Annotated in this window: 23 protein-coding genes; 3 read left to right on the top strand and 20 right to left on the bottom strand. The window is 73.8% G+C overall.

The genetic code is table 11. From position 1 onward, the window contains the following. The first annotated feature begins 127 nt into the window (after positions 1-127). Positions 128-1,078 (top strand): hypothetical protein, encoded by a 951-nt coding sequence (locus AB0I21_RS44575; RefSeq protein ID WP_360570047.1) that lies wholly within the window; start codon positions 128-130, stop codon positions 1,076-1,078. Further along, positions 1,075-2,745, top strand: a complete 1,671-nt coding sequence (locus AB0I21_RS44570) for an insulinase family protein (RefSeq protein WP_360570045.1) — start codon at positions 1,075-1,077, stop codon at positions 2,743-2,745. Before AB0I21_RS44575 ends, AB0I21_RS44570 begins: the two co-directional genes overlap by 4 nt. A gap of 25 nt (positions 2,746-2,770) precedes the next feature. Here the strand turns inward: AB0I21_RS44570 and AB0I21_RS44565 are convergent, their stop codons facing one another. Further along, a complete protein-coding gene (locus tag AB0I21_RS44565) occupies positions 2,771-3,706 on the bottom strand; it encodes a TetR/AcrR family transcriptional regulator C-terminal domain-containing protein (RefSeq protein ID WP_360570043.1) in 936 nt (311 codons plus the stop codon). Positions 3,707-3,833: 127 nt separating this feature from the next. Here AB0I21_RS44565 and AB0I21_RS44560 point away from each other — a divergent pair, with 127 nt between their 5' ends. Next, complete coding sequence (locus tag AB0I21_RS44560) at positions 3,834-5,030, top strand: FAD-dependent monooxygenase (RefSeq protein ID WP_360570041.1); 1,197 nt, start codon at positions 3,834-3,836, stop codon at positions 5,028-5,030. Here the strand turns inward: AB0I21_RS44560 and AB0I21_RS44555 are convergent. From AB0I21_RS44555 to AB0I21_RS44465, 19 genes are all read right to left on the bottom strand, one after another. Continuing rightward, on the bottom strand, positions 5,027-5,962 hold the full coding sequence (locus tag AB0I21_RS44555) for a GNAT family N-acetyltransferase (protein WP_360570039.1): 936 nt from the start codon (positions 5,960-5,962) through the stop codon (positions 5,027-5,029). The genes AB0I21_RS44560 and AB0I21_RS44555 overlap by 4 nt on opposite strands. Before the next feature lie 152 nt (positions 5,963-6,114). Further along, the gene (locus AB0I21_RS44550; RefSeq protein ID WP_360570037.1) at positions 6,115-6,978 is read right to left on the bottom strand and encodes a hypothetical protein; all 864 of its coding nucleotides are present in this window, start codon (positions 6,976-6,978) and stop codon (positions 6,115-6,117) included. A gap of 29 nt (positions 6,979-7,007) precedes the next feature. Then, on the bottom strand, positions 7,008-7,610 hold the full coding sequence (locus AB0I21_RS44545; RefSeq protein ID WP_360570035.1) for a hypothetical protein: 603 nt from the start codon (positions 7,608-7,610) through the stop codon (positions 7,008-7,010). A 142-nt stretch (positions 7,611-7,752) separates the two neighbouring features. After that, positions 7,753-8,541, bottom strand: coding sequence for an Hsp70 family protein (locus tag AB0I21_RS44540; RefSeq protein WP_360570033.1), 789 nt, complete (start codon positions 8,539-8,541; stop codon positions 7,753-7,755). Then, positions 8,493-8,936: a hypothetical protein gene (locus AB0I21_RS44535; RefSeq protein WP_360570032.1), complete on the bottom strand. Its 444-nt coding sequence runs from the start codon at positions 8,934-8,936 to the stop codon at positions 8,493-8,495. The genes AB0I21_RS44540 and AB0I21_RS44535 overlap by 49 nt, the downstream gene beginning before the upstream one ends. Positions 8,937-9,197: 261 nt before the next feature. Further along, on the bottom strand, positions 9,198-10,268 hold the full coding sequence (locus AB0I21_RS44530; RefSeq protein WP_360570030.1) for a radical SAM protein: 1,071 nt from the start codon (positions 10,266-10,268) through the stop codon (positions 9,198-9,200). Between the two features lie 46 nt (positions 10,269-10,314). Next, positions 10,315-10,662: a hypothetical protein gene (locus AB0I21_RS44525; protein ID WP_360570028.1), complete on the bottom strand. Its 348-nt coding sequence runs from the start codon at positions 10,660-10,662 to the stop codon at positions 10,315-10,317. 80 nt (positions 10,663-10,742) lie between these two features. Next, entirely contained in the window at positions 10,743-12,764 is a 2,022-nt protein-coding gene (locus AB0I21_RS44520) for a hypothetical protein (RefSeq protein ID WP_360570026.1), read from the bottom strand. 4 nt (positions 12,765-12,768) lie between these two features. Further along, the gene (locus AB0I21_RS44515) at positions 12,769-14,043 is read right to left on the bottom strand and encodes a YqgE/AlgH family protein (protein ID WP_360570024.1); all 1,275 of its coding nucleotides are present in this window, start codon (positions 14,041-14,043) and stop codon (positions 12,769-12,771) included. Between the two features lie 81 nt (positions 14,044-14,124). After that, positions 14,125-15,015 (bottom strand): alpha/beta fold hydrolase, encoded by an 891-nt coding sequence (locus AB0I21_RS44510; RefSeq protein WP_360570022.1) that lies wholly within the window; start codon positions 15,013-15,015, stop codon positions 14,125-14,127. Positions 15,016-15,052: 37 nt separating this feature from the next. Further along, complete coding sequence (locus AB0I21_RS44505; RefSeq protein WP_360570020.1) at positions 15,053-15,634, bottom strand: TetR/AcrR family transcriptional regulator; 582 nt, start codon at positions 15,632-15,634, stop codon at positions 15,053-15,055. A 44-nt stretch (positions 15,635-15,678) separates the two neighbouring features. After that, positions 15,679-17,814 carry an acyl-CoA dehydrogenase family protein gene (locus tag AB0I21_RS44500; RefSeq protein ID WP_360570018.1) on the bottom strand — a complete coding sequence of 712 codons (2,136 nt, stop codon included), beginning with the start codon at positions 17,812-17,814 and terminating at the stop codon, positions 15,679-15,681. A gap of 30 nt (positions 17,815-17,844) precedes the next feature. After that, positions 17,845-18,594 carry an alpha/beta fold hydrolase gene (locus AB0I21_RS44495; protein ID WP_360570016.1) on the bottom strand — a complete coding sequence of 250 codons (750 nt, stop codon included), beginning with the start codon at positions 18,592-18,594 and terminating at the stop codon, positions 17,845-17,847. Beyond that, positions 18,591-19,853 (bottom strand): cytochrome P450, encoded by a 1,263-nt coding sequence (locus tag AB0I21_RS44490; RefSeq protein ID WP_360570014.1) that lies wholly within the window; start codon positions 19,851-19,853, stop codon positions 18,591-18,593. Before AB0I21_RS44490 ends, AB0I21_RS44495 begins: the two co-directional genes overlap by 4 nt. A 98-nt stretch (positions 19,854-19,951) precedes the next feature. After that, a complete protein-coding gene (locus AB0I21_RS44485) occupies positions 19,952-20,662 on the bottom strand; it encodes a hypothetical protein (RefSeq protein WP_360570012.1) in 711 nt (236 codons plus the stop codon). Further along, positions 20,659-21,531 (bottom strand): lysine biosynthesis protein LysX, encoded by an 873-nt coding sequence (gene lysX, locus AB0I21_RS44480; protein WP_360570010.1) that lies wholly within the window; start codon positions 21,529-21,531, stop codon positions 20,659-20,661. Before lysX ends, AB0I21_RS44485 begins: the two co-directional genes overlap by 4 nt. After that, on the bottom strand, positions 21,518-22,543 hold the full coding sequence (locus tag AB0I21_RS44475) for a BtrH N-terminal domain-containing protein (RefSeq protein WP_360570008.1): 1,026 nt from the start codon (positions 22,541-22,543) through the stop codon (positions 21,518-21,520). Before AB0I21_RS44475 ends, lysX begins: the two co-directional genes overlap by 14 nt. Continuing rightward, positions 22,540-23,187 (bottom strand): hypothetical protein, encoded by a 648-nt coding sequence (locus AB0I21_RS44470; protein WP_360570006.1) that lies wholly within the window; start codon positions 23,185-23,187, stop codon positions 22,540-22,542. The genes AB0I21_RS44475 and AB0I21_RS44470 overlap by 4 nt, the downstream gene beginning before the upstream one ends. Positions 23,188-23,199: 12 nt before the next feature. Beyond that, a complete protein-coding gene (locus AB0I21_RS44465; protein WP_360570004.1) occupies positions 23,200-23,958 on the bottom strand; it encodes a 2OG-Fe dioxygenase family protein in 759 nt (252 codons plus the stop codon). Positions 23,959-24,014 lie beyond the last annotated feature (56 nt).

Below are 24,014 nucleotides of genomic sequence, written 5' to 3'. Positions count from 1 at the left end.
GTGATTGAGTTTCCACGGCCCGTATGTCGACGGGAGGAACGAAGCCGTCACATGGTGTCAGACGGCACGGAGCACCGCCTCGGAATAGGGGCGGACAGGTCTGAGCGCCGGCCGTATGATCTCGGCCGTGTTGATGATCGATTCGCTGAAACCGTTGCGCACCAGGGACTTCGCGCACTCGCCCGATCTGGGGGTGGTGCGCCGGGCGGTGCGGGCGGCGGACTGGGCGGCGGTCGTGGCGTACTTCGACGGGCTGCCGCCGCGCGCTGACCGTGCGCTGGCGGTGGAGGTCGCCGCCGAGGTGCCGGGCAGCGAGCGGTTCCTGCAGCGGGCCGTCGACACCGAGCGGGACTCGTCGCTCGCGCGGACGTTGCTGGGGAGCAGGTGCGTGGTGCTGGGCTGGGAGGCCCGGACCACGTCGCGGGCCGCAAACGTGAGCCAGGCGCAGTGGCGGGTCTTCTACGACCACCTCGGCCGGGCCGAGCGGCTCCTCACCGACGCCGTCGCCATCGACCCCGGCAACGCCGCGGCGTGGACGGAGCGGATCGTCACCGCACGGGCGCTGGGCTTCGAGCCGGCCGAGGCGCGCCGCCGGTACGACAAGGCGGCCGAGCACTGCGACGTCCCGTACCGCGCGCAGGGACGGCTCATCCAGAACCTGGCGCCGAAGTGGGGCGGGTCGACGAAGGCGATGCACGACTTCGCGCAGGAGTGCCTGAAAGCCGGGCCGCCCGGCACGCTCGCCGGTGCGGTGGTGGCCGACGCGCACATCGAGCACGCGTTCACCAGTGACCGGATCAGCCGGATCCGCGACTACCTCGGCCAGCGCAAGGTCCGCGACCAGCTCGGCGCCGCCGCGGCGCGGACGGTGCTGCACACCGACTACGAGCCCGGCCACGGGTGGGTGGCGGCGCACAGCGCGTTCGCCTTCGCCCTCTTCCAGGGTGGCGACCTTCCCCGGTCCGCGCGGCACTTCGCGGCGCTGGGCAACCTCGTGCGACCGTACGGATGGGACATGATGAGCGACAGCTGGAAGTCGGACTTCCGGGCCGCGCGGAGCAAGGCGGCCGCACGATGACCGACGTCGACGGGGTGCCGGTGCTGCTCGGCGCGGCGCCCGGGCCGCTGCGGGCGGGGCTGATGTTCCGCGTCGGTGTCGCCGACGAGACCGCGGCCACCGCCGGGATCACCCATCTCGTCGAGCATCTGGCGCTGCACCGCCTCGGCGTCGCGGACTACCACTACAACGGCATGACCGGCGCGACCACGACCCAGTTCGTCACGCAGGGCACGCCCGAGGCGGTGGTCGCCTTCCTGCACGGGGTGTGCGCCGGGCTGCGCGCGCTGCCGGTGGACCGGCTGCCGGTGGAGTGCAAGCTCATCGAGACCGAGGCGGCGGGGCGCTCCGACCCGGTCAACCTGCTGATGCCGCTGTGGCGGCACGGCGCCCGCGACTACGGTCTCGTCGGCATCGCCGAGCACGGCATCCACACCGCCACCGCGGCGCGGGTCACCGAGTGGGCCGCCGCGCACTTCACCCGCGGCAACGCGGTGCTGTGGCTCACCGCCGACGAGCTGCCCGACGGGCTGCGGCTCGATCTGCCCGACGGCCCGCGCCGCCCGCTGCCGGCCGCGTCGTCGGCGCTGCCGCTGCAGCCCGCGGCGTTCGCCGGCGGCTCGGCCGCGATGGTGCTGGACGCCGTGGCGCCGCGGACCGCCGCCGCGGGCGTCTACACACAGGCGCTGGGCCGGGCCCTGTTCCGGGAGCTGCGGCAGGAACGCGGGCTGTCGTACACGACGGCCACCGACTACGGCGTCGACGGGCGCCCGACCGCCACCATCACCGCCGTCGCCGACTCCCGCAACGGTGAGGCCGCCGCCGTCGCCGAGCACTTCACCGCGCAGCTGCGCCGCCTGCGGGACGTCGACCTCGACGCCGGCGAGCTGGACGCGATCCGCGCCCTCGCGCTGGAGGGCGCGGACGCCCCGGACGCGGAAGCGAAGCGCCTCCCCCGCCGGGCCCTCGACCTGCTCACCGGCTTCCCCTCCAGCAGCATGGCCGAGGTCGCCGACGAGCTGCGCCGGGTCACCGCCGCCGACGTCCGCGAGGTCGCCCGCGCCGTGCACGACTCGGCGCTGCTCATGCTGCCGCGCGGCGTCGAGCGCCCACCCACCGGGTTCGAGGCGGCGCCGCAACTGTCGCGGTTCAGCGTCGTCGGCAAGCGCCTGCGGTCCAAAGTGGACCCGGAGGTCGCGCTGGTGCACGCCGCCGACGGGGTCAGCTTCACCACCCCGCCCGGCGCTTCCACGGTGTTGTACGAGGAATGCGTCGCCCTCCTGCGCTGGCCCGACGGCGCCCGCCGCCTGCTCGGCGCCGACGGCATGAGCGTCCACATCGAACCGACGCTGTTCCCCCTGCCGCCGTCCGTCACCGCCGCGATCGAGTCGGCGGTCCCCGCGGAGCGCCACGTCGACCTGCCGGCCCGCGCCCCCGGCGAGATCCCGCGCCTGTCCCGGACCACCGGCCTGCGGCTGCGCTGGCGCCGGGCCCGGCTTCGCCTGCGCGCCCGGCTGGCCGGCTTCACCCTGCTGCCCAGCGGGGGCACCGGCCGGGTCGTGGTGACCGTCGTGTTGGGCCTCGCCGGCGCCGCCGCGATCATCCTGGCCATCGCCCTGCGGTCCTGGTCGTTCCTGGCCGCCGCCGTCGTCGTCGGCGTCCGCATGTGGCGCCGCTACCGCCCCTGACGCTCACGGCGCGGGCGGCGACACATCAGCCTCGACGGGTGTCGATGAAGACGGCGAGGCCGTCGAGGAGGCGGTCCAGGCCGAAGACGAACAGGCGGTCCAGGTCCAGGTCGAAGTCGTCGATCTCGATGAGGCGCTCGAAGACGGGGACGCCGGAGGGGACGGCGGCGCCGCCGAAGCCGAGGTCCATCCACTCGTTGCCGGTCATGCCGGTCTCGCGTTCGGCCTCGGCCTCTGGTTCGAGGGTGGTGGCGAGGCCGCGGACGTAGCCGAACAGCAGCAGGTGGACGTGGAGCCGGTCGGTGAGCGACAGCGGGGTGCCGTCGAGGGAGGCGAGGACCCATTCGGTGAAGCGGAGCCCGTTCATCGCGGGCTGGGGGCGGGTCAGCGACATCGTCGGCGCCAGCCACACGTGCCGGCGGAAGAGCTGCCACAGCAGCCTGGCGGCCAGCTCCAGGCGCGGCCGCCAGCCCGGGGGCGGCACGGCGGGCAGCGGCACGGCGCCGAAGGCGGCGTCGATCATGTACAGCGTGAGCTCGTCCTTGCCGCGCACGTGCCGGTAGAGCGCCATCGTCGCCACGCCGAGCTCGGCGGCGACGCGGCGCATCGACACCTCCGCGATCCCCTCGGCCTCGGCGATGCCGATCGCGGTCGCCACGATCCTGGACCGGGTCAGCTCGGGGACGCCGCGGTCCGGTGCGGCGCGCCGGTGCGCGGTCCGGCCGGGGCGGGCGCCCGCGGTCCGGCCGGTGACGACCGTGCCGATGCCGGGCCGGACCATGGTGAGGCCCTCCTCCCGGAGCACGCCGAGGGCCTTGGTCGCGGTCGCGATCGCGACGCCCCAGTCGCGGGTGATCTGCCGGGCGGACGGCACGGGGTCGCCGGGCGAGAGCTCCCCGCTGCCGATGCGGCGGCGGATGTCGGCCGCGATGCGGCGATACGGCGGTTCCAGGTCGGCCACGGTACTAGTACACCAGACGCCGGAGCCGAGCCGGAGGGTGCCGGTGTACTAGTAGCGATTGCCGCACGGCGAGCGGTCCGTTTAGCGTCGCTGCGTACGCAGTACACAAGCGGAAACGGAGCGAAGAATGCGTGTGCTCATCTCCGGGGCCGGGATCGCGGGGCCGGCGCTGGCGTTCTGGCTGCACCGGCACGGGATCGCCGCGACCGTCGTCGAGCGGGCCGCGGCGCCGCGCCCGGGCGGCCAGGCCGTCGACATCCGCGGCGCCGCGAAGGACGTCGTCGAGCGGATGGGCCTGATGGCCAGGGTGAGGGCCGAGCGGGTCGACGAGCGCGGCATCGCCACCGTCGACGCCGCCGGCCGGTGGACCTCGACGATGGCGGCGGACGCGTTCGGCGGCGAGGGCATGGTCGCGGAGATCGAGCTGCCGCGCGGCGACCTCGCCCGGGTGCTGCACGAGGCGACCCGCGACGACGTCGACTACCGCTTCGGCGACCGGATCACGTCGCTGCGCCAGGACGGGCCGCGGGTCGAGGCCGGGTTCGCGAGCGGCGGCGCCGAGGAGTTCGACCTGGTCGTCGGCGCCGACGGGGTGCGCTCCGGGGTGCGGGCGCTCGCGTTCGGCCCCGAGACCGACTTCGTGCGGCCGCTCGGCGGCTACACCGCGTTCTTCAGCATCCCCGACCCGGGCGACCTGCGGCACTGGTACCTCATGTACAACGCGCCCGGCGGCATCGCGGCCGGCATCCGCCCGGAGAACGGCGGGACGGCGAAGGCGTACCTGAGCTTCAGGTCCGCCGAGCGCGGCCTCGAACGGCTCCCGGTCGCCGACCAGCAGCGCCTGCTCGACGAGCGGCTGGCGCACGTCGGCTGGCGGGTGCCGGCGCTGCTCCAGGCGATGCCGCACGCGCGGGACTTCGTCTTCGACGCGCTGTGCCAGGTGCGCGTGGAGCAGTGGTCGCGCGGCAGCGTGGTCCTGCTCGGCGACGCCGGCTACTGCGGCTCGCCCCTCGCCGGCCTGGGCACCAGCATGGCCCTCGTCGGCGCCTACGTCCTCGCCGGCGAGCTGGCGGCGTCCGGCGGCGACGCGCGGGCCGCGTGCCTCGCCTACCAGCGCCGGCTGCAGCGGTACGTGGACGCCGGCACCGAACTGCCGCCCGGCGGTATCCGCGCGTACGCGCCGAACTCCGCCACGATGATCCGCCTGCGGGCCATGTCGATGCGGATGATGACCCGCTGGCCGATGAAGCAGATGCTCGCCGCCCAGTTCGCGAAGGCAGGCGCGTTCGAGCTCCCCGCGTTCGGCCCGGCGGTGCCGGTCTAGACCGGCCGCCGGAACGCGACGACCCGCTGGTCGACGACGAACCCCGCCTTCGCGTAGACGCCGGCGGCGCCGGTCGGGTTGTCGGCGTCGGTGTCGAGCCCGGCGGTCGTGTGCCCGGCCCGCCCCGCGTCGCCGAGCACGCCGGCGAGCAGCGCGCCCGCGACGCCCTTGCGGCGCCACGACACGGCGGTGCCGACCTGCCCGATGTAGATCCCGCCGGGTGTTTCGCTGTTGTACGCGAGGACGTAGCCCGCGATCTCGTCGCCCGCGAGCGCGAACCTGGACAGCTCCGGCAGGAACGCCTCGGACCGCACGGTCAGCGGCGCCCACGTGTCGAAGGTGCGCTCCTGGTAGCCCCACAGGTCGCGGAACGCCGCGGTGTGCACGGCGTGCAGCTCGTGGTCTCTCGCGGCGTCGTACGGCGCGAGCTCCACCCCCGGCGGCGGCGACACGGCCGGCGCCTCTGACGTCGGCGCCGACATCTCCAGGAAGTAGCGGGACGGGGTGAAGCCGAACCGTTCGTAGAGGCGGGTCGGGGACGGGTCGCCGTCGCCCGCGATGACCTGCGCCTGCCACGGCGCGTCCGGCGCGAGCTCGGCGTGCCGGGCGGCGGCCCGCTCCAGCTGCCAGGCGAGCAGCTCCCGGCCGAGGCCGGCGCCGCGCCGGTCCGGGTGCACCCCGCCGATCAGCTCCAGCCGGTCGCCGCCCTCCGGCGGCAGCGGCACCAGCGCGACCGCGACGAGGCGCCCGGCGCCGTCGGTCACCACCCGGGTGTCCAGGGCGGCGTCCCTGACCTCGTTGTTGACGCAGTCCTCGATCTCGGCGGCGACGTGCCCGGCGTGCCCGCCACCGGCCTCCGACAGCAGGTTGATCAGCTCCGCGACCGCCGCCGCGTCGTCGGCCGCGTACGGGCGCACAGAGAAGTCGGTCACTGCCCCACCGTACGCACCCCCGCAACCGGATTGCCGCCGGCTCAGGGTCGGGGCATGGCGACGCGACTGGTACGGATTGCGATGGACGCCCGCCACGTGCCGTGGGCGGTGCCCGCCGACCCGGAGGGCGTCCTCACCCCGCGGTGACGTGCTCAGCCGTTGCGGTGGTGCTTCTTCACGAAGGTGTACCCCGGCGGCAGCTCCGCCTCGTCGAGCTCCTCCTGCTCGACGGTCTGCTGGTGCAGGGAGAGCTGCCGCTCTGAGGCGTGGGCGCCGGGTGGGAGGCGGCGGAGGAAGCCGTTGACCCAGTGCTCGCGGCGGTCGCTGGGCTCGCCGGGCTCGTCGGGGTGCGGGGCGGGCTCGACCAGCGGCGCGTACAGGAGCATCTCCGCGGGCTCGTCGCCGTCCAGCGCCGGGTAGGACGGGTGGCCGGTCGCGTCGACGCTGCCGTCGACCCTGGTGACGTAGCCTTCGCGGAGCAGCTGGTCGACGGCGTTGCGCAGCAGGAACGTGCCCCGCGACCCCTTGCCGAGGCCGCTGCGCCTGGGCAGGTCCGCCTCGGCGAACACGGCGCTGCCGTCGTCGAGGACGTGCCCGAGGTGCCGGATGGTGTGCAGGACCTTCGACCAGTTCGCGGCGCCGGGCTTGTAGTCGCGGGTGACGACCTTCGGGTCGTACTCGTGGTAGTAGACGGCGTTGTCGACCCGCATCGGCTCGGCGAGCGGCGCGGTGCGCAGGACGACCTCGTCCTTCGCCGCCCGCCAGATCAGCGTGACGAACACCCCGGGCCGCACGTCCTCGGGCCACTCGATCCCGCCGAACTGCCAGCCGATGTCCTGCTGGAGCGGCGCGCAGAACACCTGCCTGGCGGTCGTGATCCCCTTGGCCTTGTGCTCCAGCGCGACGGGGACGGTGACCATGTGCCGCAGCGCCTCGACGCACTCCTCAGGCACGTCGAAGACGCCGGCGTCCAGGTCCGCCCGCCGCACCGCCAGCCGCCGCGTCACCGTCTTCATGATCTGTGAAAGATACCTCCAGCTGCTGATCACGCCTTCTTGCGGATGCCGATGGCGAGCAGCGCGGCCGGCACGACGAGCAGCGAGTAGTACGCGGTGACCGCCGGGTCGAACCTGGGTCCGAAGTTCGTGGCGACACCCATCGCCGTCACCACGCAGCAGACGGCGCCGGCGACCGGGCCGATGAGCCGGGCCGCCCAGGTGAACGCCGCGACGGCCGCGAGCAGCAGCGGGACGGTGTACACCAGCATCATCGTCGGGGTGCGCAGCGTCGAGTACTGGTTGACGATCACCCAGCACACGATGATCGACGCGACGCCGGCGGCGACGCTGAGCGCACGCAGGGCGCCCGGGGCCGGCGCGGTGCGGTCCCGTCCGGCGTCGCCCACGCCCGCACCGTGCCGCTCCTGCCGCCCTGGCCGCTCCTGCCGCCCTGGCCGCTCCTGCCGCTCCTGCGGCCCCTGCCGCTCCTGCGGCCCCTGCCGCTCCTGCGGCCCCTGCCGCTCCTGCGGCCCCTGCCGCTCCTGCGGCCCCTGCCGCTCCTGTGGCCCCGGCGACTCCTGCCCGTCGCCGGCCACGGAGGCGGGCGCCGCCGAGGGCGCCGGCACCGGCAGCGGCGCGGAGGCCGACACGGACGCGGGGGCACCAACCGGCCCAGACAGCGGCCCGGACAGCGGCGCCGTGACAGGAGCGGAGACCGGCTCAAACGGCGGCACGGAGACCGGGCCGGACGGCGGCGCGGAAGCGGGCCCGGACGGCGGCACGGAGACCGGCTCAGACGGTGGTGCGGAGACCGGCGCGAACGCGGAGGCGGAGACCGGCGCGGAGGCGGGGGCTGCGTCTGTACGCGGCGCCGAGACGAGGTCCGACGGTGCCGGCCCGGCATCCGGTCCCGCGGCGGGAGCGGCGGCCGGCAGGGCGCCCTGGGCGACGACCAGCTCCGGCTGCTCGAGCAGCGTCGGCGCGATCCCGGTCGCCCGGTGCAGCAGCGTCGCCACCAGCGGTGTCCGGCTCCCCCCGCCGACCAGGAACACCCCCCGCGATCTGGTCCGGCTTGGCGCGGGACTCGCGGATCGTGTCCAGCGTCAGGTCGACCGTGCGCTGCAGCAGCGGTCCCGCCGCCCGCTCGAACTCGTCGCGGGTGACCAGCACGTCACGGCGCAGGGCGGTGACGTGGAACCCGGCCGACGGCTGGCGCGACAGCGCCTCCTTGGTCTCCCGCGCGTCGTCCCAGAGCGCCCGGTGCTGGCGGCGCCCGTCGGCGTCGCCCGGCTCGGTCACCCCCCGCCACGCGGACGCTTCACCGTCGGTCACGGTGCCGGCGGCGTGCGCCACCACCAGCGCGTCGAGGTCCAGCCCGCCGAGGTCGTCGAGGCCGCGGTACGCCAGCGCCTCGAACGCCGACCCGGTGCGCCGCACGACGCTGACGTCGAACGTGCCGGCGCCCAGGTCGTACACGACGACGGCCTGACCCGCCTCGACCCGCGTCCCCGCGGCGAAGTTGGTGGCGGCCGCTACCGGCTCCGTGACAGGTCGACGTCGCCGAGCCCCGCCTCCGAGCACGCATCGGTCAGGATCGCCCGCCGGGCCGGCCCCCACGTCACCGGGTGCGTGACGGTGACCGACGCCGGGCGGCCACCGGCGGCCCGGGTGGCCTCGCCCAGCACCCGGCGCAGGGTCGCCGCGACGAGCTCCGCCACCGGCACCTCACGGTCGCCGAGCAGCACCTCCGGCTCGTCGATGCGCCGCTTCGGGTTGGGCTCGAACCTGCTCGGGTCGAGCCGGGCCGCCCGCACGGCGTCCCGCCCGGTCAGCAGCCGCCCGTCCGTCTCCGCGTACACGGCGGAGGACAGCAGCGGCGACGAGTCGAACAGCAGCGGCTGGGTCCGCCCGTCGGGCCACGCCAGCAGCGCGACGGTGCTCGATGTGCCGTAGTCGACCGAGAGGTGCACGCCCATCCGCGCAGCGTATTGATGACACAGCGCGCCGTCCTCCGACGAACGGCGGGTTCTGCACGCCCGCGAGACGGTTACCGGCGCGGATCTCCGTCGGCCCTCAGCCGGTGCGCGCTGTACGTTGCGCGAATGGACGGGACACCGTTGGAGCGGCTCTGCGCCCACCGCGGTGCCGCACTGACCACGGCGGCTCTGGTCGGCCTCGCCCCGGCGCTCGGCATGCACCCGACCGGCCGGTAAGGCCACCGAGCGGGCGGAGGTGGCTCAGACGGCGAGGCGGTTGTAGATGCAGATCGGGTGGTGGTCGCCGTCCGACGGGCGCAGCGGGCAGCCGGCGCACGCCGCAGCGGTGCGGGACAGCTCCGTGTCGCCGGAACGGCGCATGAGCACGCCGTCGTGCCAGTGGTAGGCGGCCAGGGTCTCGTCCTCCAGGAGCATGCCGCAGGCGAAGACGGCGCCGGAGGGGAGGAACTGCAGGTTGGTGCGCTCCCGGACGGCGCACGCGCCGGGGTCGGCGCCGGGGACGGGGAAGTCGAAGGCGATCTGGCAGTCGACGGTGAAGGACTGGCGGGCCGGGCGGTAGGCGGCGACCACGTCGAGGACCTCGCGGCGCCAGGCGGCGGCCGGGACGGACTGATCGGCGGCGTGTGCCGCGCCGCGGCCGACGGGTGAGAACCAGTGCATGTTGAGCCGGCCGGCGCCGGAGTCCTCGGCGTAGGCGAGCATCTCCGGCACGAGGTCCACGGTGTCGGCCAGGACGGTGCAGTTGAGGTCGAACGGCACCCCGGCGGCGCGCAGGTCGGCGACGGTGGCGACGGCGTCGGCGAAGGCGCCTCGGCCGCGCAGGCGGTCGACGACGGCGGCGGACGGCGCGTCGAGGCTGACGGCGACCCGGCTCAGCGACGAGCGGACCTCGGGCAGCGCGGCCCGGAACTGGCGGCTGCCGTTGGTGACGGTGCGGACCCGGATCGGGGTGGCGGCGGTGTCGCGGACGATCGAGGTGAAGTGCGGGTGCAGGGCCGGCTCGCCGCCCAGGACGGTGATCTCGGTGGCGGCGCCGGCCGCCCAGGCGACGATCGCGGCGACGGCCGCCGGGGTCATGTGCTGGGTCCGGTCGAAGTACGCGTCGGGCAGGAAGCAGTAGGAGCAGCGCCGGTTGCACCGGGAGGTGATGTACAGGTCGATGCTGTCGAGCTTGAAGTCCGACGCCGACAGCCCGGGGTCCGCGGCGGAGGGCGCAAGGTCCGACGCCGCGAGCCCGAGGTCCGAAGCGTGCGCGGCCGGTGCGGAGGCCGCCGATGGGGCGGCGGGCGCCGGTGCGGAGAGCCGGGTCACGCGGCGAATCATGCCATCGTCCCGGGGCCGTCCGTGGCCGAACCGGTCAGCGCGGCTTGAGCGAGTCGCGCTCGGCGAGCTCGAGCACCGCCCGGCGCTCGTCGTCGTCGCCGGTGCGGATCACGCTCGCCGGGCTGCGGAAGCCCAGCGCCGGGTGCAGGTCGCGGGCCCACGCCCGGGCGACGCTGCCCAGGTCGAAGAGCCGCTGCACCTCCAGGACGCAGTGCAGCCGGCGGCGGGTCGCGGGGTCGTGGAGGGCGGCCTCGGCGGACCAGCCGGGCAGCGGCGCGGTGAGGCCGGCGCCGAGCAGGTAGGCGAGCAGGTCGGGCCCCCAGACCTGCTCCGCGGTGTCGAGCAGGGCGAGGTCGTCGACGTCGGCGGGGGAAGCGCCCATGTCCTCGACGGTACCTTCGCCCGCGCCGCGCCGCATGGGCCGATCAGCCCGACTCACGCGAGGCGCCATCCACCGGGCCGTCAGACCGCCTCGTGCATGAGCAACGCCGCCACCTCGCGGGCGAGCAGCCTGACCGTGCCGGCCCGCAGGCGGGGGTCGAGCAGCGCGGCGCGGATGGTCTCCCACGAGTCCAGCAGCCGGCCGTCGTAGGACAGCGGTGGGCGGTTGCGCAGGTACCGGTGGAGCACGACCGCGTGCTGCACGATCCAGTGCAGGTAGTGGTCCTCCCGGTCCCAGCTGTCCAGGCGCATCGCCTTGCGGAGATGGTCCTCGACCTCGCGGAAGCTGCGGGCGCCGAGCATCCGGGCGTCCTGGCGGACGTTGGCCATGACGGGGTGGAAGAGGTGCCCGACGGCGTCGGGGAACGTGTCGTGCCACTGGTCCCACATGACCGACTCGTCCTCCCCGCCGAGGGTCATGACCGCCTCGGGGCGGATGTCGCGCAGCAGGTACTGCAGGTACGCCCAGATCGCCGGGGTGCTCATGAGCCGCTCGGCGCGGGTGGTGCGGATCTGCGCGCCGGCCATCGCGTCGTCGATCTCCAGGTCGACGGCGCCGGGGAACGCCTTCGCGGCGCGGGCGACGTCGAGGATCATCCGGTCGCCGCGGTAGTACTCCAGCTGCACCGCCCACGGGTGGGTGGGGCGGCGCAGCAGCTCCGGGTCCTGGAGGCGCTCGGCGACCCGGCCGGGCGAGCAGAACGACATGAGCGAGTCGACCTCGGGCGGCCGGGCTCCCTCGACGAGGGCGAACCAGCGCTCGACCTCGTCGGTGAAGCGGGCCCGCCAGCTGCGGGTGTGCTGGTCGCCGGCGAGGTCGTCGAAGCACAGCACGACCCGGACGCCGCGCGCGGACAGCGCCGCCGCGACGGTCGCCTGCACGGCGTAGATGAGGGTGGGCTGGCGCAGGCGTACCGGCCAGAAGACGAGGTCGAGCGGGGTGTCGGGGGTGTCGTCGAAGCGCCGCCAGCGGAACTCGTAGTCGAGCTGGCGCAGCAGCTCCACCGCCGACGGGCGGGTGCCGAGGACCGCTTCGAGCGTCGGCAGGTGGACCCGGTGCAGCGCGGTCCCGGCGGGCGCGACGCCCGGCGGTGCGGGGGCGGCGGGCGCCGCGGACGGGGGTGGGGTGGGCGGCAGGGTGGCGAGGCCGCGGCGTACCGCCGGGAAGAGCCGGTCGACGTCGACGCCGGTGTAGATGAGGGCGGCGCCGGCCGGGGACGCGTCGTCGTCGTGCCGGGCCCACAGCACGTCGGCCTGCTCGTGCACGGCGCGGGTGAGGGCGTCGTTGCGGCCGGGCGGGTAGCCGGCGACGCAGATCGTGTCGCCGCGCAGCGCCTCGTGCAGCGCGCTCAGGATGACGGGGTCGTCGGCGCGCAGCGGCTCGGGGTCGTGCAGCAGGGCGCGTTCGTCGGACTCGGAGGTCGGCCGCCAGTACCCGTGCAGGTGCAGCACGTCGATGCCGTCGGCGGGGCCGAGCGGGCCGGCGAACGTCCCGTCGCGGTTGAGGGTCAGCGCGCGGGCGGTGCCGCCGGCGCGGCGCACGGCGATCTCGATCAGCGGGTCGAAGTTGGTGGTGATGACCCGGCGCTGAAAGCGGTCGGGCAGCCCGGCGAGGAGCTCGCCGACGGCGATCACCCCCGGTGGCAGCGACCACGCGTCGCGGTCCTCCTCGAGCTGCACGCCGCGGTGGTAGCCGACGCGCTCCCAGCTCGCCGTGGTGGCGCGGTCCGGCCGGTAGGCCTCCAGGGTGGCCCGCTGCACGACGATGTCGAACTCGACCGGCGACAGCCACTCGGCGAACGTCCTGCGGTAGGCGGCGTAGAGGGCGGCGTCCCGCCGGGTGGCGCGCAGGCCGGCGAGGGCGGCCTGCAGGTCGCTGTTCTGCAGCGCCTGCGCGACGAACTCGTCGGCGAGGTCGACCATCCGGTCCACCCCGGGCACCACCCGCGCGGTGAGGCCGGAGCCGAGGACGAGGGTGATGTCGCGGCCCTTGCGGATGGTGGTGACGAGCCGGTTGACGAGGCTCTGCTCAGTTCCCGTCATCGGCTCACCGCGCGTGCTGCGGGTCGGCGAACCAGGTGACCAGGTCGGTTCCGGTGTCGGCCAGGTGGCCCGCGGCGAGCTCGGTCTCCAGCTGCTGGGGGCGCCAGCCGAGGTAGCCGACGAAGAGGTACGCGGCGGAGACCACGGCCTCGGCGAGCGCCGGGTACGCGTCCAGAGGCACGACGACGAGCCCGCGCCCGAGCACCCGCCAGCCGTCGGGCGCGGTGTAGCCGGGGCGCAGCAGCCCGAGCAGCAGGATCACGTCGCGGACGGGGCCGCCGTCGAGGACCGCGTGGACGTGCAGCGACCCGGCGAGCTCCTCGCCGAGCACGTGCGCCGGGGAGCGCGTCGCGGGCCGGTCCAGGCGCACGCCGATGGCGCCCTCGATCGGCGAGTGCGCCAGGATCGCGACGTCGCCCGCCAGCTCAGGATCGGCCGCGCCCGGCGCGCCGCGCAGCACCCGTCCGATGAGCGAGCTGTCCAGGCGGGGCGTCTCCGGGGCGGGAGGCTCCGGCGGTACAGCGGGAAGACGCTGCGTGGCGGCGTTGTGGACGATCGGGATGCGGTCGCCGCCGTTGCGGGCGCGCAGCTCGGGGATGGGGCGGCCGCGGGCCCGCTGCACGCGCCGGATCTCGTCGTGCAGGGTGCCGAGGTCCAGCAGCGGCGGACCGCCCGCGACGCCGTCGCGCAGCAGCTCGACGAGCGCGCCGGTGAACGCGGTCAGCGGCTCGTCCGGCGGCGCGAGGGCGATCCGGTTGCCGGACGCGGCGACGAGCACGCAGCTGCGGTCGATCTCGACCTGGGTGGCGAGCGCGGCGTCGTCGTCGGCGCCGAGGCCGGGGATGGCGCGTCCGGCGTAGCAGCAGTCGAGGATGACGACCCGGTGGGCGCTGCGGCTGCCCTGCACGAGCCGCCGCACCCAGTCGAACGGCACCGCGCTGGAGTACGCGGAGTCGGGCATGGTCTGCCCGACCGCGAGGTGCAGCACGCCGGTGTCGGGGTCGATGACGCCGTGGCCGGCGAAGTAGAGCAGCAGCAGGCCCGACACGTCGACCTCGGCGGCGGCGCGCCGCATCACGGCGTGGACGTCGCGGGTGGTCTCCGGATTGTGCACGACGCGGCACGCGTCGGGGTCCAGCCCCCACCGGTGCGGGTCGATCAGCACGTCCCGCAGGGCGGTGAGGTTGTTGGTGACGGCGGGGATGGCCGGGAAGTTGTCGTAGGTGCTGGACCCGACGAGCACCACGCGCGATCGCCGCGCGTCGGAGAGCTGCGTCAAGGCACCGACCCTTCATAGACCCTCGTCGTCGGCACCGAGAGTATATGATCCGCGCCACTGGGTGCGCGTCACCCGTCTCCGTCATCCCGTCAGGTCGGGCTCCTTCCCGTCGACGAAGTCGACGACGGCGGCGACGATGACGGGCTCCCCCAGCACGCGCCGGTGCCCGAGCCCGGTGGTGACGTGCAGCCGCGCCGACGGCCACGCCTCGGCGATCGCGATCCCGTCAGTGACGGGAACCGTCCGGTCCGCTCGGTCGTGCACGATGAGCGTCTGCGGCATCTGTACGGCGCCGCCGATGGCCGGCACGTCGAAGTGGTGCATCGGGGCCCCGACCCGCCGCTCGACCCGCCGGGACAGGCGGGTCAGGGTCCGGTCGCCGAAGCCGAGGACCCGGGCGAAGTGGCGGGCGTAGGACGCGGGGCTCGCCATCGGGGCGATCATCGCGACCCGCCCCGCGCGCAGCCCGTCGCACAGGGCGACCGCGGCCGCGACCGAGCCGAGCGAGTGGGCGACGATCGCCTCGGCGGGGCCGTGCTCGGCGACGACGGCGTTCAGGGCGTCGGCGAACTCCGGGATGGACGAGGACCGCGGCCCGAACCTGCCGGGTGCCGACGCGCCGTGGCTGGGCGCGTCGAAGGCGATCACCCGGAAGCCGCGCTCGACGAGCCCCGGCACGAAGGGCTCCAGCTGGCCGCGGTGCCCGGCCCAGCCGTGCAGCAGGTACACGTTGGGGCCCGCGCCCCAGGTGGCGTCCTCGACGGCGACGCCGCCGGCGTGGACGGTGAACGGGCTGCCGGCGGTGGACAGCCGCGCGGTCTGCCTGGGCAGGCGGAACCAGATCCGCTCCGCCCACCGCGCGCCGGCCGACGGCGCGGCCCGCTCCAGGAAGCCGAACGCGAGCCGCAGCGGCCGCGGCGCTCGAAAAAACCGATCGTTCGTGCTTTTTTGTGCGGCCAAAACAGCGGTCATGACGACTCCTCGAGAAGGTCAGCTACGGGCGGGAAGGTCAGCTACGGGCGCGGTCGAGCAGGGTGTCGAGGGCGAGCCGGGCACGCGGCTCGGCGCGCTCGTCCTCGAGCAGATGGAACGCCTGGTGGAAGACGAGCAGGATGCCGTTGAACTCGTACGCGGCCTGGCCGGGGTCCAGGTCCGCGCGGAACGCGCCGTCGGCGATCCCGGCCCGGAACATGGTGGAGATCATGTCGATCATGTCGCGCTCGCCGCGCACGACCTCCTCGCGCACGACGCCGGGTTGGTGGTGGAACTCGGCGGCGGCGGTGACGAACAGGCAGCCGCCGGGCGTCGCCTCCCACCGCAGCCAGCCGTCGAACAGCACGCGCAGGCGCGGCTCGCCGCGGGGCGCGCCCAGCGCGGGGCGCACCACGTGGTCGACGAACCGGGTCCGCGCGTGCTGCAGCACCTGGACCTGCAGTGACTCCTTGGACTTGAAGTGCCCGAAGAGCCCGCTCTTGGACAGGGACGTGCGCTCGGCGAGGGTGCCGATGGTCAGCCCGCCGAGACCGACGGCCCGCGCGACGCTCGCGGCCTCGTCCAGCACGGCGAGCCGGGTCTCCTCACCCTTCCCCATGCGCCAAGAAAAGCACGACCGTGCGGATCACGCAAGCGATCGGCTCAGGCGGCCGCGGCCAGCCACAGGTCGGCGGGGCTGCCGAGCCGGGTCGACTCCACGGACACCTGTCGATACGCGGTGGCCGTCGTCGAATGGGCGAGCATGCCCCGCACGCCGTGGAGCTGGAGCGCCGTGCGGCTGGCCAGCTGCGCGTGTTCGGCCAGCGCCGCCAGTACCGACGCCGCCGACGCGTCCTCGTCGCGGTCGAACTGCCAGGCGGCCCGGTGCAGCACGAGCCGCCACCCGTCGCCCTCCCCCACCAGCGTCGCCAGCCGGTGCGCCACCGTCTGCCGCTCCACCAGCGGCCGGCCGGACTGGACGCGGGTGTTGACGTGCGCGCGGGCCACCTCGAGGATGCGGTCGGCGATGCCGAGCAGCAGCGCCGCCTGCCGGAGCCGGGCCGCGTCGAGGGCCCGCCGCCACCGCTCCTCGGTGACCGGCAGCGGCTCGGCTGGCGCGCCGTCGAAGCGGATCCGGGTGGCGGGCGTGCCGAAGTGCTCGAACGCCTCCACCAGGCAGGTGGCCGGCTCCGGCAGGACGAGGTGCCACCCCTCGTCGGTGCGCACCACGCACAGCCCGGCGGTGCCGCGCGGCAGCGGCTCCGACTCGCCCCACAGCGTGCCGTCGTCCTTCACCCGCACGCCGGACGGGCCGCGGGCGCCGATCACGACGCCGTGGCTGGTGCCGTCGAGGAGCCCGCCGAGGATGTCGGCCGGCACGTCGGCGCCGTCGAGCAGGTCGAGGGCGAACGCGGTGTCGCGGTAGCAGGCGAGGGGCTGCAGCGCGTGGCCGAGCCGGTCGTTGATGACGATGTCGGCGCCGAGGCCGAGCGCGGCGCCGCCGAGGCTCGCGGGCGCACTGAGGGCCGGCACGCCGATCGTCCCGAGCTGCTCGGACAGGTCGCCGGTGCGGGTGAGCACCGCGTCGACCGCCTCCCGCAGCCGCTCCTGCACCGGGTCGAGCGCCGGTCCGGGCGCGGGTGCGGCGGCACCGCCGGCGTCGTACACCCGCGCGCTGCTCAGGATGTCGATCATGACCTCGGACGCCCCGCCGGAGATGGTGACGCCGGGCGACTCGCGCAGCGCCGCCTCGAGGATGCGGTCGCCGGCGCCGGGGCCGGGCACGAGCACGTCGGGGCCGAGCGCGTCCAGGGCCCACCAGGCGATCCGCTGGCCGGTCTCGCTGCAGTGCCACTTCGCGAACGACGACTCGGCGATGTCGGCGTTGCCGTCCTGCAGGTTCTGCATCACCTGGCAGCTGAGCAGCTTGCTGGCCGCGAGGCGGGTGCGGTGCTTGGCGAGGCCGACCCGGGTGACGTCGCCGGGGCGGCGGCCGTCGGCGTCGAGCCGCTCGGCGATCATGTTGAGCCAGTGCCGGCCGCGCGCGTAGTAGTCCAGGCCGGTGCGCTCCGCGGCGAACATCTGCGTGATCAGCGACCAGCCGGCGCCCGGCTTACCGAACACCGCGTCGTCGCCGACGCGCACGTCGGTGAACCAGATGTCGTGGAACTGCTCGTTGGCGAGGCTGGGGATCGGGCGGATCACCACACCCGGCGCGTCGAGCGGGACGAGGAACAGGGTGATGCCCTCGTACTGGCTGCTCTGCGGGTCGGTGCGCACCGCGATCAGCGCGAAGTCCGCGTAGGCGCTCTTGAGGTTGTACGTCTTGCGCCCGTTGATGACCCAGCCGTCACCGTCGCGGACCGCGGTCGTCTGCAGCGCGGCGAGGTCGGAGCCGTTGGTCGGCTCGGTGAAGAGGATGCAGGCGGTCGTCTCGGCGCTCGCCATCGCCGGCAGCAGGGTCTTGCGCTGCCGCTCGTCGCCGGACGCGAGGATCAGCGAGCCGACGTTCTGCACCGAGATGCAGTACAGGTTCTGCGGGATGCCGTGCGCGACGAGCTGCTCCAGCAGCGTCACGGTCGCGGTGTAGTCGAGGCCGCGGCCGCCGTACTCGACGGGCCATGAGGGCGCGAGGATGCCGGCGGCGCCGAGGTGCCGGTAGAGCGGGCGGACGTCGCCGTCCATACCGTCGGCGCGGGCATGGACGTCCTGCAGCAGCCGCGCCGTCTCCGGCGACCTCAGCACCCGCTCGACCTCGGCGGCGAAGTCGGCGGTCTCCTGGGGAACATCGAAATCCATGCTCAGGCTCCTTAGCAACGTCAGAACGCGTCAGACGCCACGGAGTGCGGCGTGGACCTCCCGCACGATCCGGGCGTGGTGCTCGGTGAGGAAGAAGTGCCCGCCGGGCAGGACCGAGAGCGCGAACGCCCCCGACGTCTGCTCGCCCCACGGGGCCATCGCCGACGGCGGCACGCCCGGGTCGCTGTCGCCGCACCAGGCGGTGACCGGGCACGACAGCCGCGGCCCGGGCGCCATCCGGTAGCGCTCGATCATCGAGAAGTCGGCCCGGAGCATCGGCATCAGCAGGTCCAGCAGGTCGTCGTGCTCGAAGACCGCGTTGTCGGCGGCGCCGTAATCGCGCAGCATCTCGATGAACTCGGCCCGCGGCAGGTCGCTGACCGGCTCCCGCGGGCGCACGATCGGCGGCGCGGGCCGGCCCGTCACGAACAGGTGCCGCACGGGACGCCCGGCGGTCTTGAGCCGGCGGGCGACCTCGAAGGCGAGGATGGCGCCCATGCTGTGCCCGAAGAGCACGGTCTCGGTCGGCTCGCCGTCGATCACCTCGGCGAGGTCGTCGGCGAGGCCGGCCAGGTCACTGACGGGCTGCTCCGCCATCCGGGCGCCGCGCCCCGGCAGCTGCACCGGCACCAGCTCGATCCGCCCGGTGAAGTACTTCTCCCAGGCGGCGTAGTAGGTGGCGGAGCCGCCCGCGAACGGGAAGCAGTAGAGGCTGTGGGTCGCGGTGACCGACCGGAACCGCTGGTCGAACCACGGCGCGGTTGTCTGCGGGATGCTCACAGCGCGGCCGCCACCTTCCGCGGCGTGAAGCGCACCGGCAGGCTCTTGTACCCGGGCACGAAGTGCGACGCGACGTGCTGGACCTCGCCGGCGATCTCGACGGTGTCGACCAGGTCGAGCATCTCCTCGATGAAGATCTGCAGCGTCACCTTCGCCATCCCGGCACCGATGCAGTAGTGCGGGCCGACACCGAACGCGAGGTGCCGGTTGGGCCGGCGGGTCAGGTCGAAGGTGTACGGGTCCTTGAAGACCCGCTCGTCGCGGTTGGCGGAGCCGAGCCACGCGCTGACCGGGTCGCCGGCCTTGATGGTCTGCCCCTGCAGCTCCACGTCCTGGATGGCGTAGCGCATGAGCGCGGTCACCGGCGACGCCCAGCGCAGCACCTCGGCGAGGGCGATCTGGATGTCGTCGCGGTTGTCCCGCAGCCGCTCGAACTGCTCCGGGTGCTCGGCCCACTGGTTGAACAGGGTGCACAGCGTGTGCGGCGTCGTCACGTTGGCGCCGATGAGCAGCACGTACCCGTTGACCATCGCCTGCTGCTCCGACATCGGACCCTCCGACAGGTCCATGTTGCGCATCCTGCCGATCGCGTCGGGGTTCTCGGCGCCGCGCTCGCGCTTCGCGAACTGCTCCCGGAACGCCTCGAACATCTGGTGCCGGGCCTGCCGGACCGTCGACATCGCGTTGCCGGAGGCGTAGGTCGGGTCCTCGTACGCGATCGTCATCATCACCACGTGCATGAGGTGCTCCCAGTCCTGCGGGGGCAGCCCCATCAGCGTGCCGGTGATCGACATCGCGAACATCATCGTGTCGTGGGCGATGTCGTGGACGTCCTTGTCGATCGCCCGCCGGATCGCGTCGCGGGCCAGCCCGCGGATCAGCTCGTCGTGCGTCTCGACCAGCTCCGGCGCGAACGCCGGGTTGAGCGGCTTGCGCAGCTCGCCGTGGCGCGGCGGGTCGGTGTCGGCGAGCATGTCGTCGGTGGCGATGTCGGGCGTGTTCAGGTCCAGGACGCTGAGGATCGTGCCGCGCCGGGAGGAGAACTCGGTCGGGGTGCGCAGCACGCGGGTGACGTCCTCGTGCCGGGTCACCACCCAGAACGGCTCCCGGCCGCCGCCGGGGTCCGCCTTGTAGACCGGCGCCACCTCACGCAGGTGCGCCCACAGCGCATGCATGTCCGTCACGGCGTGGAATGCGGAGTCGAGCAGATCGGGGTCGTCGAACTGCACCGGACAGAACGGCGGCGTTGAGATAATCATCAACCATGCCTTTCGCTGGCGGAGTGTCGTATGTGTCGACTGTCGCCCAAGGCAACAGTAACTGCGCAGTCTGCACGCGGCAACGCGAGCGCCGCCCGTCAGATCCGGATACGCCGATCCCTGAGCTGCTCGTACAGCGGCAGGTGGTGCTCGTAATAGCGGCGCAGCAAGGGATCCGTCTCGATCGTCCGCTCGTACGCGCGCTCCGTGCGCCGGACCGTGGAGCTCTCGCTGACGTCGGTGTGCCAGCGCGCGGACTGCCGCCACTCCTGCCGCTCCCCCGGCTGCCACCGCAGGATGTCGGCGTCGAAGGGCAGGCCCACGGTCTCGCAGTAGGCCCGGACCGTCGCCTCCGTCCGGTCGACGAGGTCGTCGGAGTCGATGACGATCGGCTCGCCGCCGGCGTCGAGCACGGCTTGGTGGATGCGGTGCAGGTACTCCACGCCCACCTCGTGCAGCGCCATCTCGGGCCGGATCGCCGCGTAGGACGGGATGATCTCCCGCGGGTCGCGCAGCAGGAACGCGTGCCTGGCGCCCTTGAGGAAGTCCTCGCGGGCGAAGACCTCGTCATAGCGGCAGTCGGTGGTGTCCTTGAAGAAGACCGTCGCTTTTGTCGAAACGTCGAGCAGTGCGTCCATCAACTGGTCGTAGGAGTCGACCGGCCGGTCGTCGATCGAGGTACGCCCGTCGTTGGCGATGTTGCAGAACGGCTCGTGCACGGCGACGAGGTCGTCGCGCTCCAGCATCATCCGGAAGAACACGGTGGACCGGGAGCGCGGCGCGCTCCACAGGGCGAGCAGTCCGCTCATGTGGACTCGACCTCCTCGATGGTGCCGAGCGCCCAGTCGACGATGTGCCCGGCGACGTCCACGTCGGTGGCGTCGATCGCGCCGTGGAACTCCGGCGTGTGGTTCACCTCGTTGGCGTACAGGCGGCCCTCCTGGTCGATGAGGATGTCGACGCCGAGGAAGCCGCCGCCGACCGCGTCCGCCGCGGCGACGGCGAGGGCGTTGAGCTCGTCGGTGACCGGGCACGGCGTCGGCGCGCCGCCGATCGCGGTGTTGGTGCGCCAGTCGTCGACCGCGTTCTTGTAGATCGCGCAGACCACCCGGTCGCCGGCGACGTAGGACTTGATGTCCTTGCCCGGCTTGTCGATGTGCTCCTGCAGGTAGTACACGTGCTGCTGCGGGTTGGGCAGCGCGGCGCGGTGCTCCAGGATCGCCTGGCCCTGCTCCTCGTCGTGGACCCGCGCCGTCAGGTTGCCCCAGGAACCGGTCACCGGCTTCGCCACGAGGGGGTAGCCGAGCTTCGGCATCGCCTCAAGGGCCGCGTCGGTACCCCAGGCGACGGCCGCCTGCGGGATCGGCAGGCCGGCGTTGTGGAAGGCGAGGGTGGTGCGCAGCTTGTCGCCGCACGTCTCCAGCACCGGCGGGCGGTTGAGCGTCGGCACGCCGAGCGCGTCCAATGTGGACGCGACCGACGCGGCGCGGCTGTGGCTCACCTCGCGCATGAGCGCCGCACGGAACGGCGGGCGCCCGTCGGCGAGCATGACCGTCAGCTTCCGGGGGTCCACGTGCTCGTGGTTGACCCCGCGCGCCTGCAGGGTCTGCAGGATCAGCCGTTCCTCCCGGCGGACCCGGGAGGCGACGACGGCGATCGGCATGTCAGTGATGTCCACGATGCAGCCTTTCCGCGGTGACTTCGAGCTGTTCGAGCGCGACCTCCAGGCGGCGCACCAGCTCGCTGCTGTGGGCGCGCAGCTCCGCGGGGCGGTGCCGGTCCCAGACCCGCGAGTGGGCGCCGGTCATCCGCACGCCGGTCCAGCCGTGCGCGACGGCGTTCACCCGCGCCGCGGCCTCCGTGAGGTCGAGGCTGCGCAGGGCGAGGCCCTGCCGTCGCAGGAATTCCGCGTGCAGGCCCGCCTGCGCCTGGATGTTCCAGCTGATCACGTACAGCTCGCTGAGCGCGACCTCGGCCGCGCCGGACCCGGGCGGCAGCGCGCACAGCTCGTCGAGGTAGTCCCGCAGGCCGTCCACCCCGGACAGGGTGTCGCCTTCCGACGGCCGCCGGAAGCGGGCGACGTTCTCCCGGATGACGTCCGCGGTCCATGCGCGGTCCGGCTCCGGCACCGGTCCCCGCATGCTCGCGTGCAGCCACCGGCGGTCGCTGGGGCTGGCGCTGAAGAACACGTCGCCGTCGTCGGCGGGGTTCGCCGAGCCCCAGCTCGCCATGAAGTCCGCGATCGGGATCGGGCCCTGGAACGCCGGCGGCTGGGCGTCGGACACGAACACCTCGGTGTCCGTGATCCGCCACACCACCAGCAGGTGCGCGGCGTGCACGTCGTGGAAGGCGGGCCGGAACGGCAGGTGGAAGTTGTCCACCGCGGCGATCGGCAGCACCCCGGCGGCGAGCGCGTCGCGCAGCTCGTCCAGGCCCGGGCTTCTGTGCCAGCTCGACTCGAAGGGGTGGAAGAGCGCGAGCCGCTTGGCGAGGGAGTCCGGCTCGGCGTGGTAGTAGTACTCCTCGGTGGTCCAGGCGCCGGCCTTGCGGCGGAACTCCCACGGCGCGCCCAGCACGGTGACCGGGTCGTGCCCGTCGTGCAGGAGCACGGTCGCGAGCGTGCCGTGCAGGCAGCTGCCGAGGTCGCGGGTCCACAGCCGGACCTCGTCGAGGGTGCGGGTCGGCATCATGCGGCGACACCGCCCGCGAGCCGGACGTCGACGCCGGTCACCAGGGTGACCGCGAAGACGTGCAGGGCGACCAGGCGCGGCAGGCGCAGCGCGGTGGCGACGCCGTGGCGCGGCATCCCGATCCGCGACAGCCACATCGTCGTCGGCAGCCCCTGCTGTACGTGGTGCGGGTAGTGCATCTTCCCGGTCTTGAACGCGGGCTCCTCGCCGAACGCGGGCGTGCCGTCGAGGAAGTCCGAGACTCCCACCCGCAGCGGGTCGGCGTATCCGTCTTCGTAGTGCGCCCAGAGGATGTCCTCGCTGCGCCGCTCGGAGGCGGCCAGCAGGTAGATCCAGTCGTAGCGGCCCGGCGGGACCTCGATGACCTGCCCCTCGGCGCGGACGTTGTCGCCGCCGGCGTGGGCATCGGGCCACACGAACGGGATGCCGGCGACCTCGATCACCGTGCGCGGCGCGGGCAGCTCCCCGGCGGGGAACGAGTTGCCCCACGCGTTGAGCCGGCCGAGCCCGAGGTCCTCGACGCTCGTCGTCGCCCGGTTGTTGAGCAGGTCGTCGATGCCGATCAGGCAGAACTCGGGGCGCGCCGTCGAGGCCGGCAGCCGCTGCACGACACGGCCGGGAGCGCTGGAAACCTGGCTGCTCATCGAACCCTCCAATCAGAACAGCGACAGTGCCTGCAGGGAGCTGTGCGTGCGCCCGTTCACCTCGGCGAGGTCCTGCACGGTGTTGAAGTCGACGATCATCGTGTCGCGCCAGCCGGGCACGGACCGGTCCTCGGTGCGGATCTCGCTGACGGCGTGCTCCATCGTCGTGTCGGACAGCACCAGCGCCTCGAGCGGCTCGGTCATGGTGACGCGGTGCTCGACCCGCTCCTCGCCGCGCCGGAAGACCTGGCTCTCGCCGCCGACGCAGTGGTGCCGGCCGATCAGGTGGATCGCCACGTACTCGTGCCCGTCGGAGTGCCGGCCCTCCGGCGCGGGCTCCGAACCCTCGTCGGGCTCGGCGATCACCCGGATGAAGTGGACGCCGAGCTCCCAGTCGCGGTCGCCGGCCGCCTCGTTCACCAGGCCGACCGACTCCTGCAGGATCTCGCTGAAGCGGCAGCTGGTGAGGGCCTTGTCGGTCAGCGGCTCGAACACGCGCAGCTGGTCGCCGAACGCCCGGTTGATCTGCTTGCTCTGGAAGAACTCGGTGCCCAGCAGGGGCTCCAGCGTGCCGTCGCGGTGGGCGAGCACGCGGCCGTAGCGGCGGTTGCGGCGGCACCGCGCGGGGCCGAGGTAGGCGTCCGGGACCAGGTCGTCCCAGGCGGCCGTGAAGTGTTGCCAGTCATCTCCCTCGGTGGGCAGCGGCAGCCGGCCGTGTGCCCAACCGTGACGCGCGACGTCACCGGCGCGGAGGTCCTCGGAACTGTCCATCGGTGGCTCCCCTCGATGGGTCGACGTGGGCGTATACGCACACTCGGGGGCTCTAC

The sequence above is a fragment of the Dactylosporangium sp. NPDC050588 genome (genome assembly GCF_040654975.1).
Lineage (GTDB): Bacteria > Actinomycetota > Actinomycetes > Mycobacteriales > Micromonosporaceae > Dactylosporangium > Dactylosporangium maewongense.
Note: the sequence above shows the minus strand (reverse complement) of the source record. Positions and strands in the feature narration are given on the sequence as shown.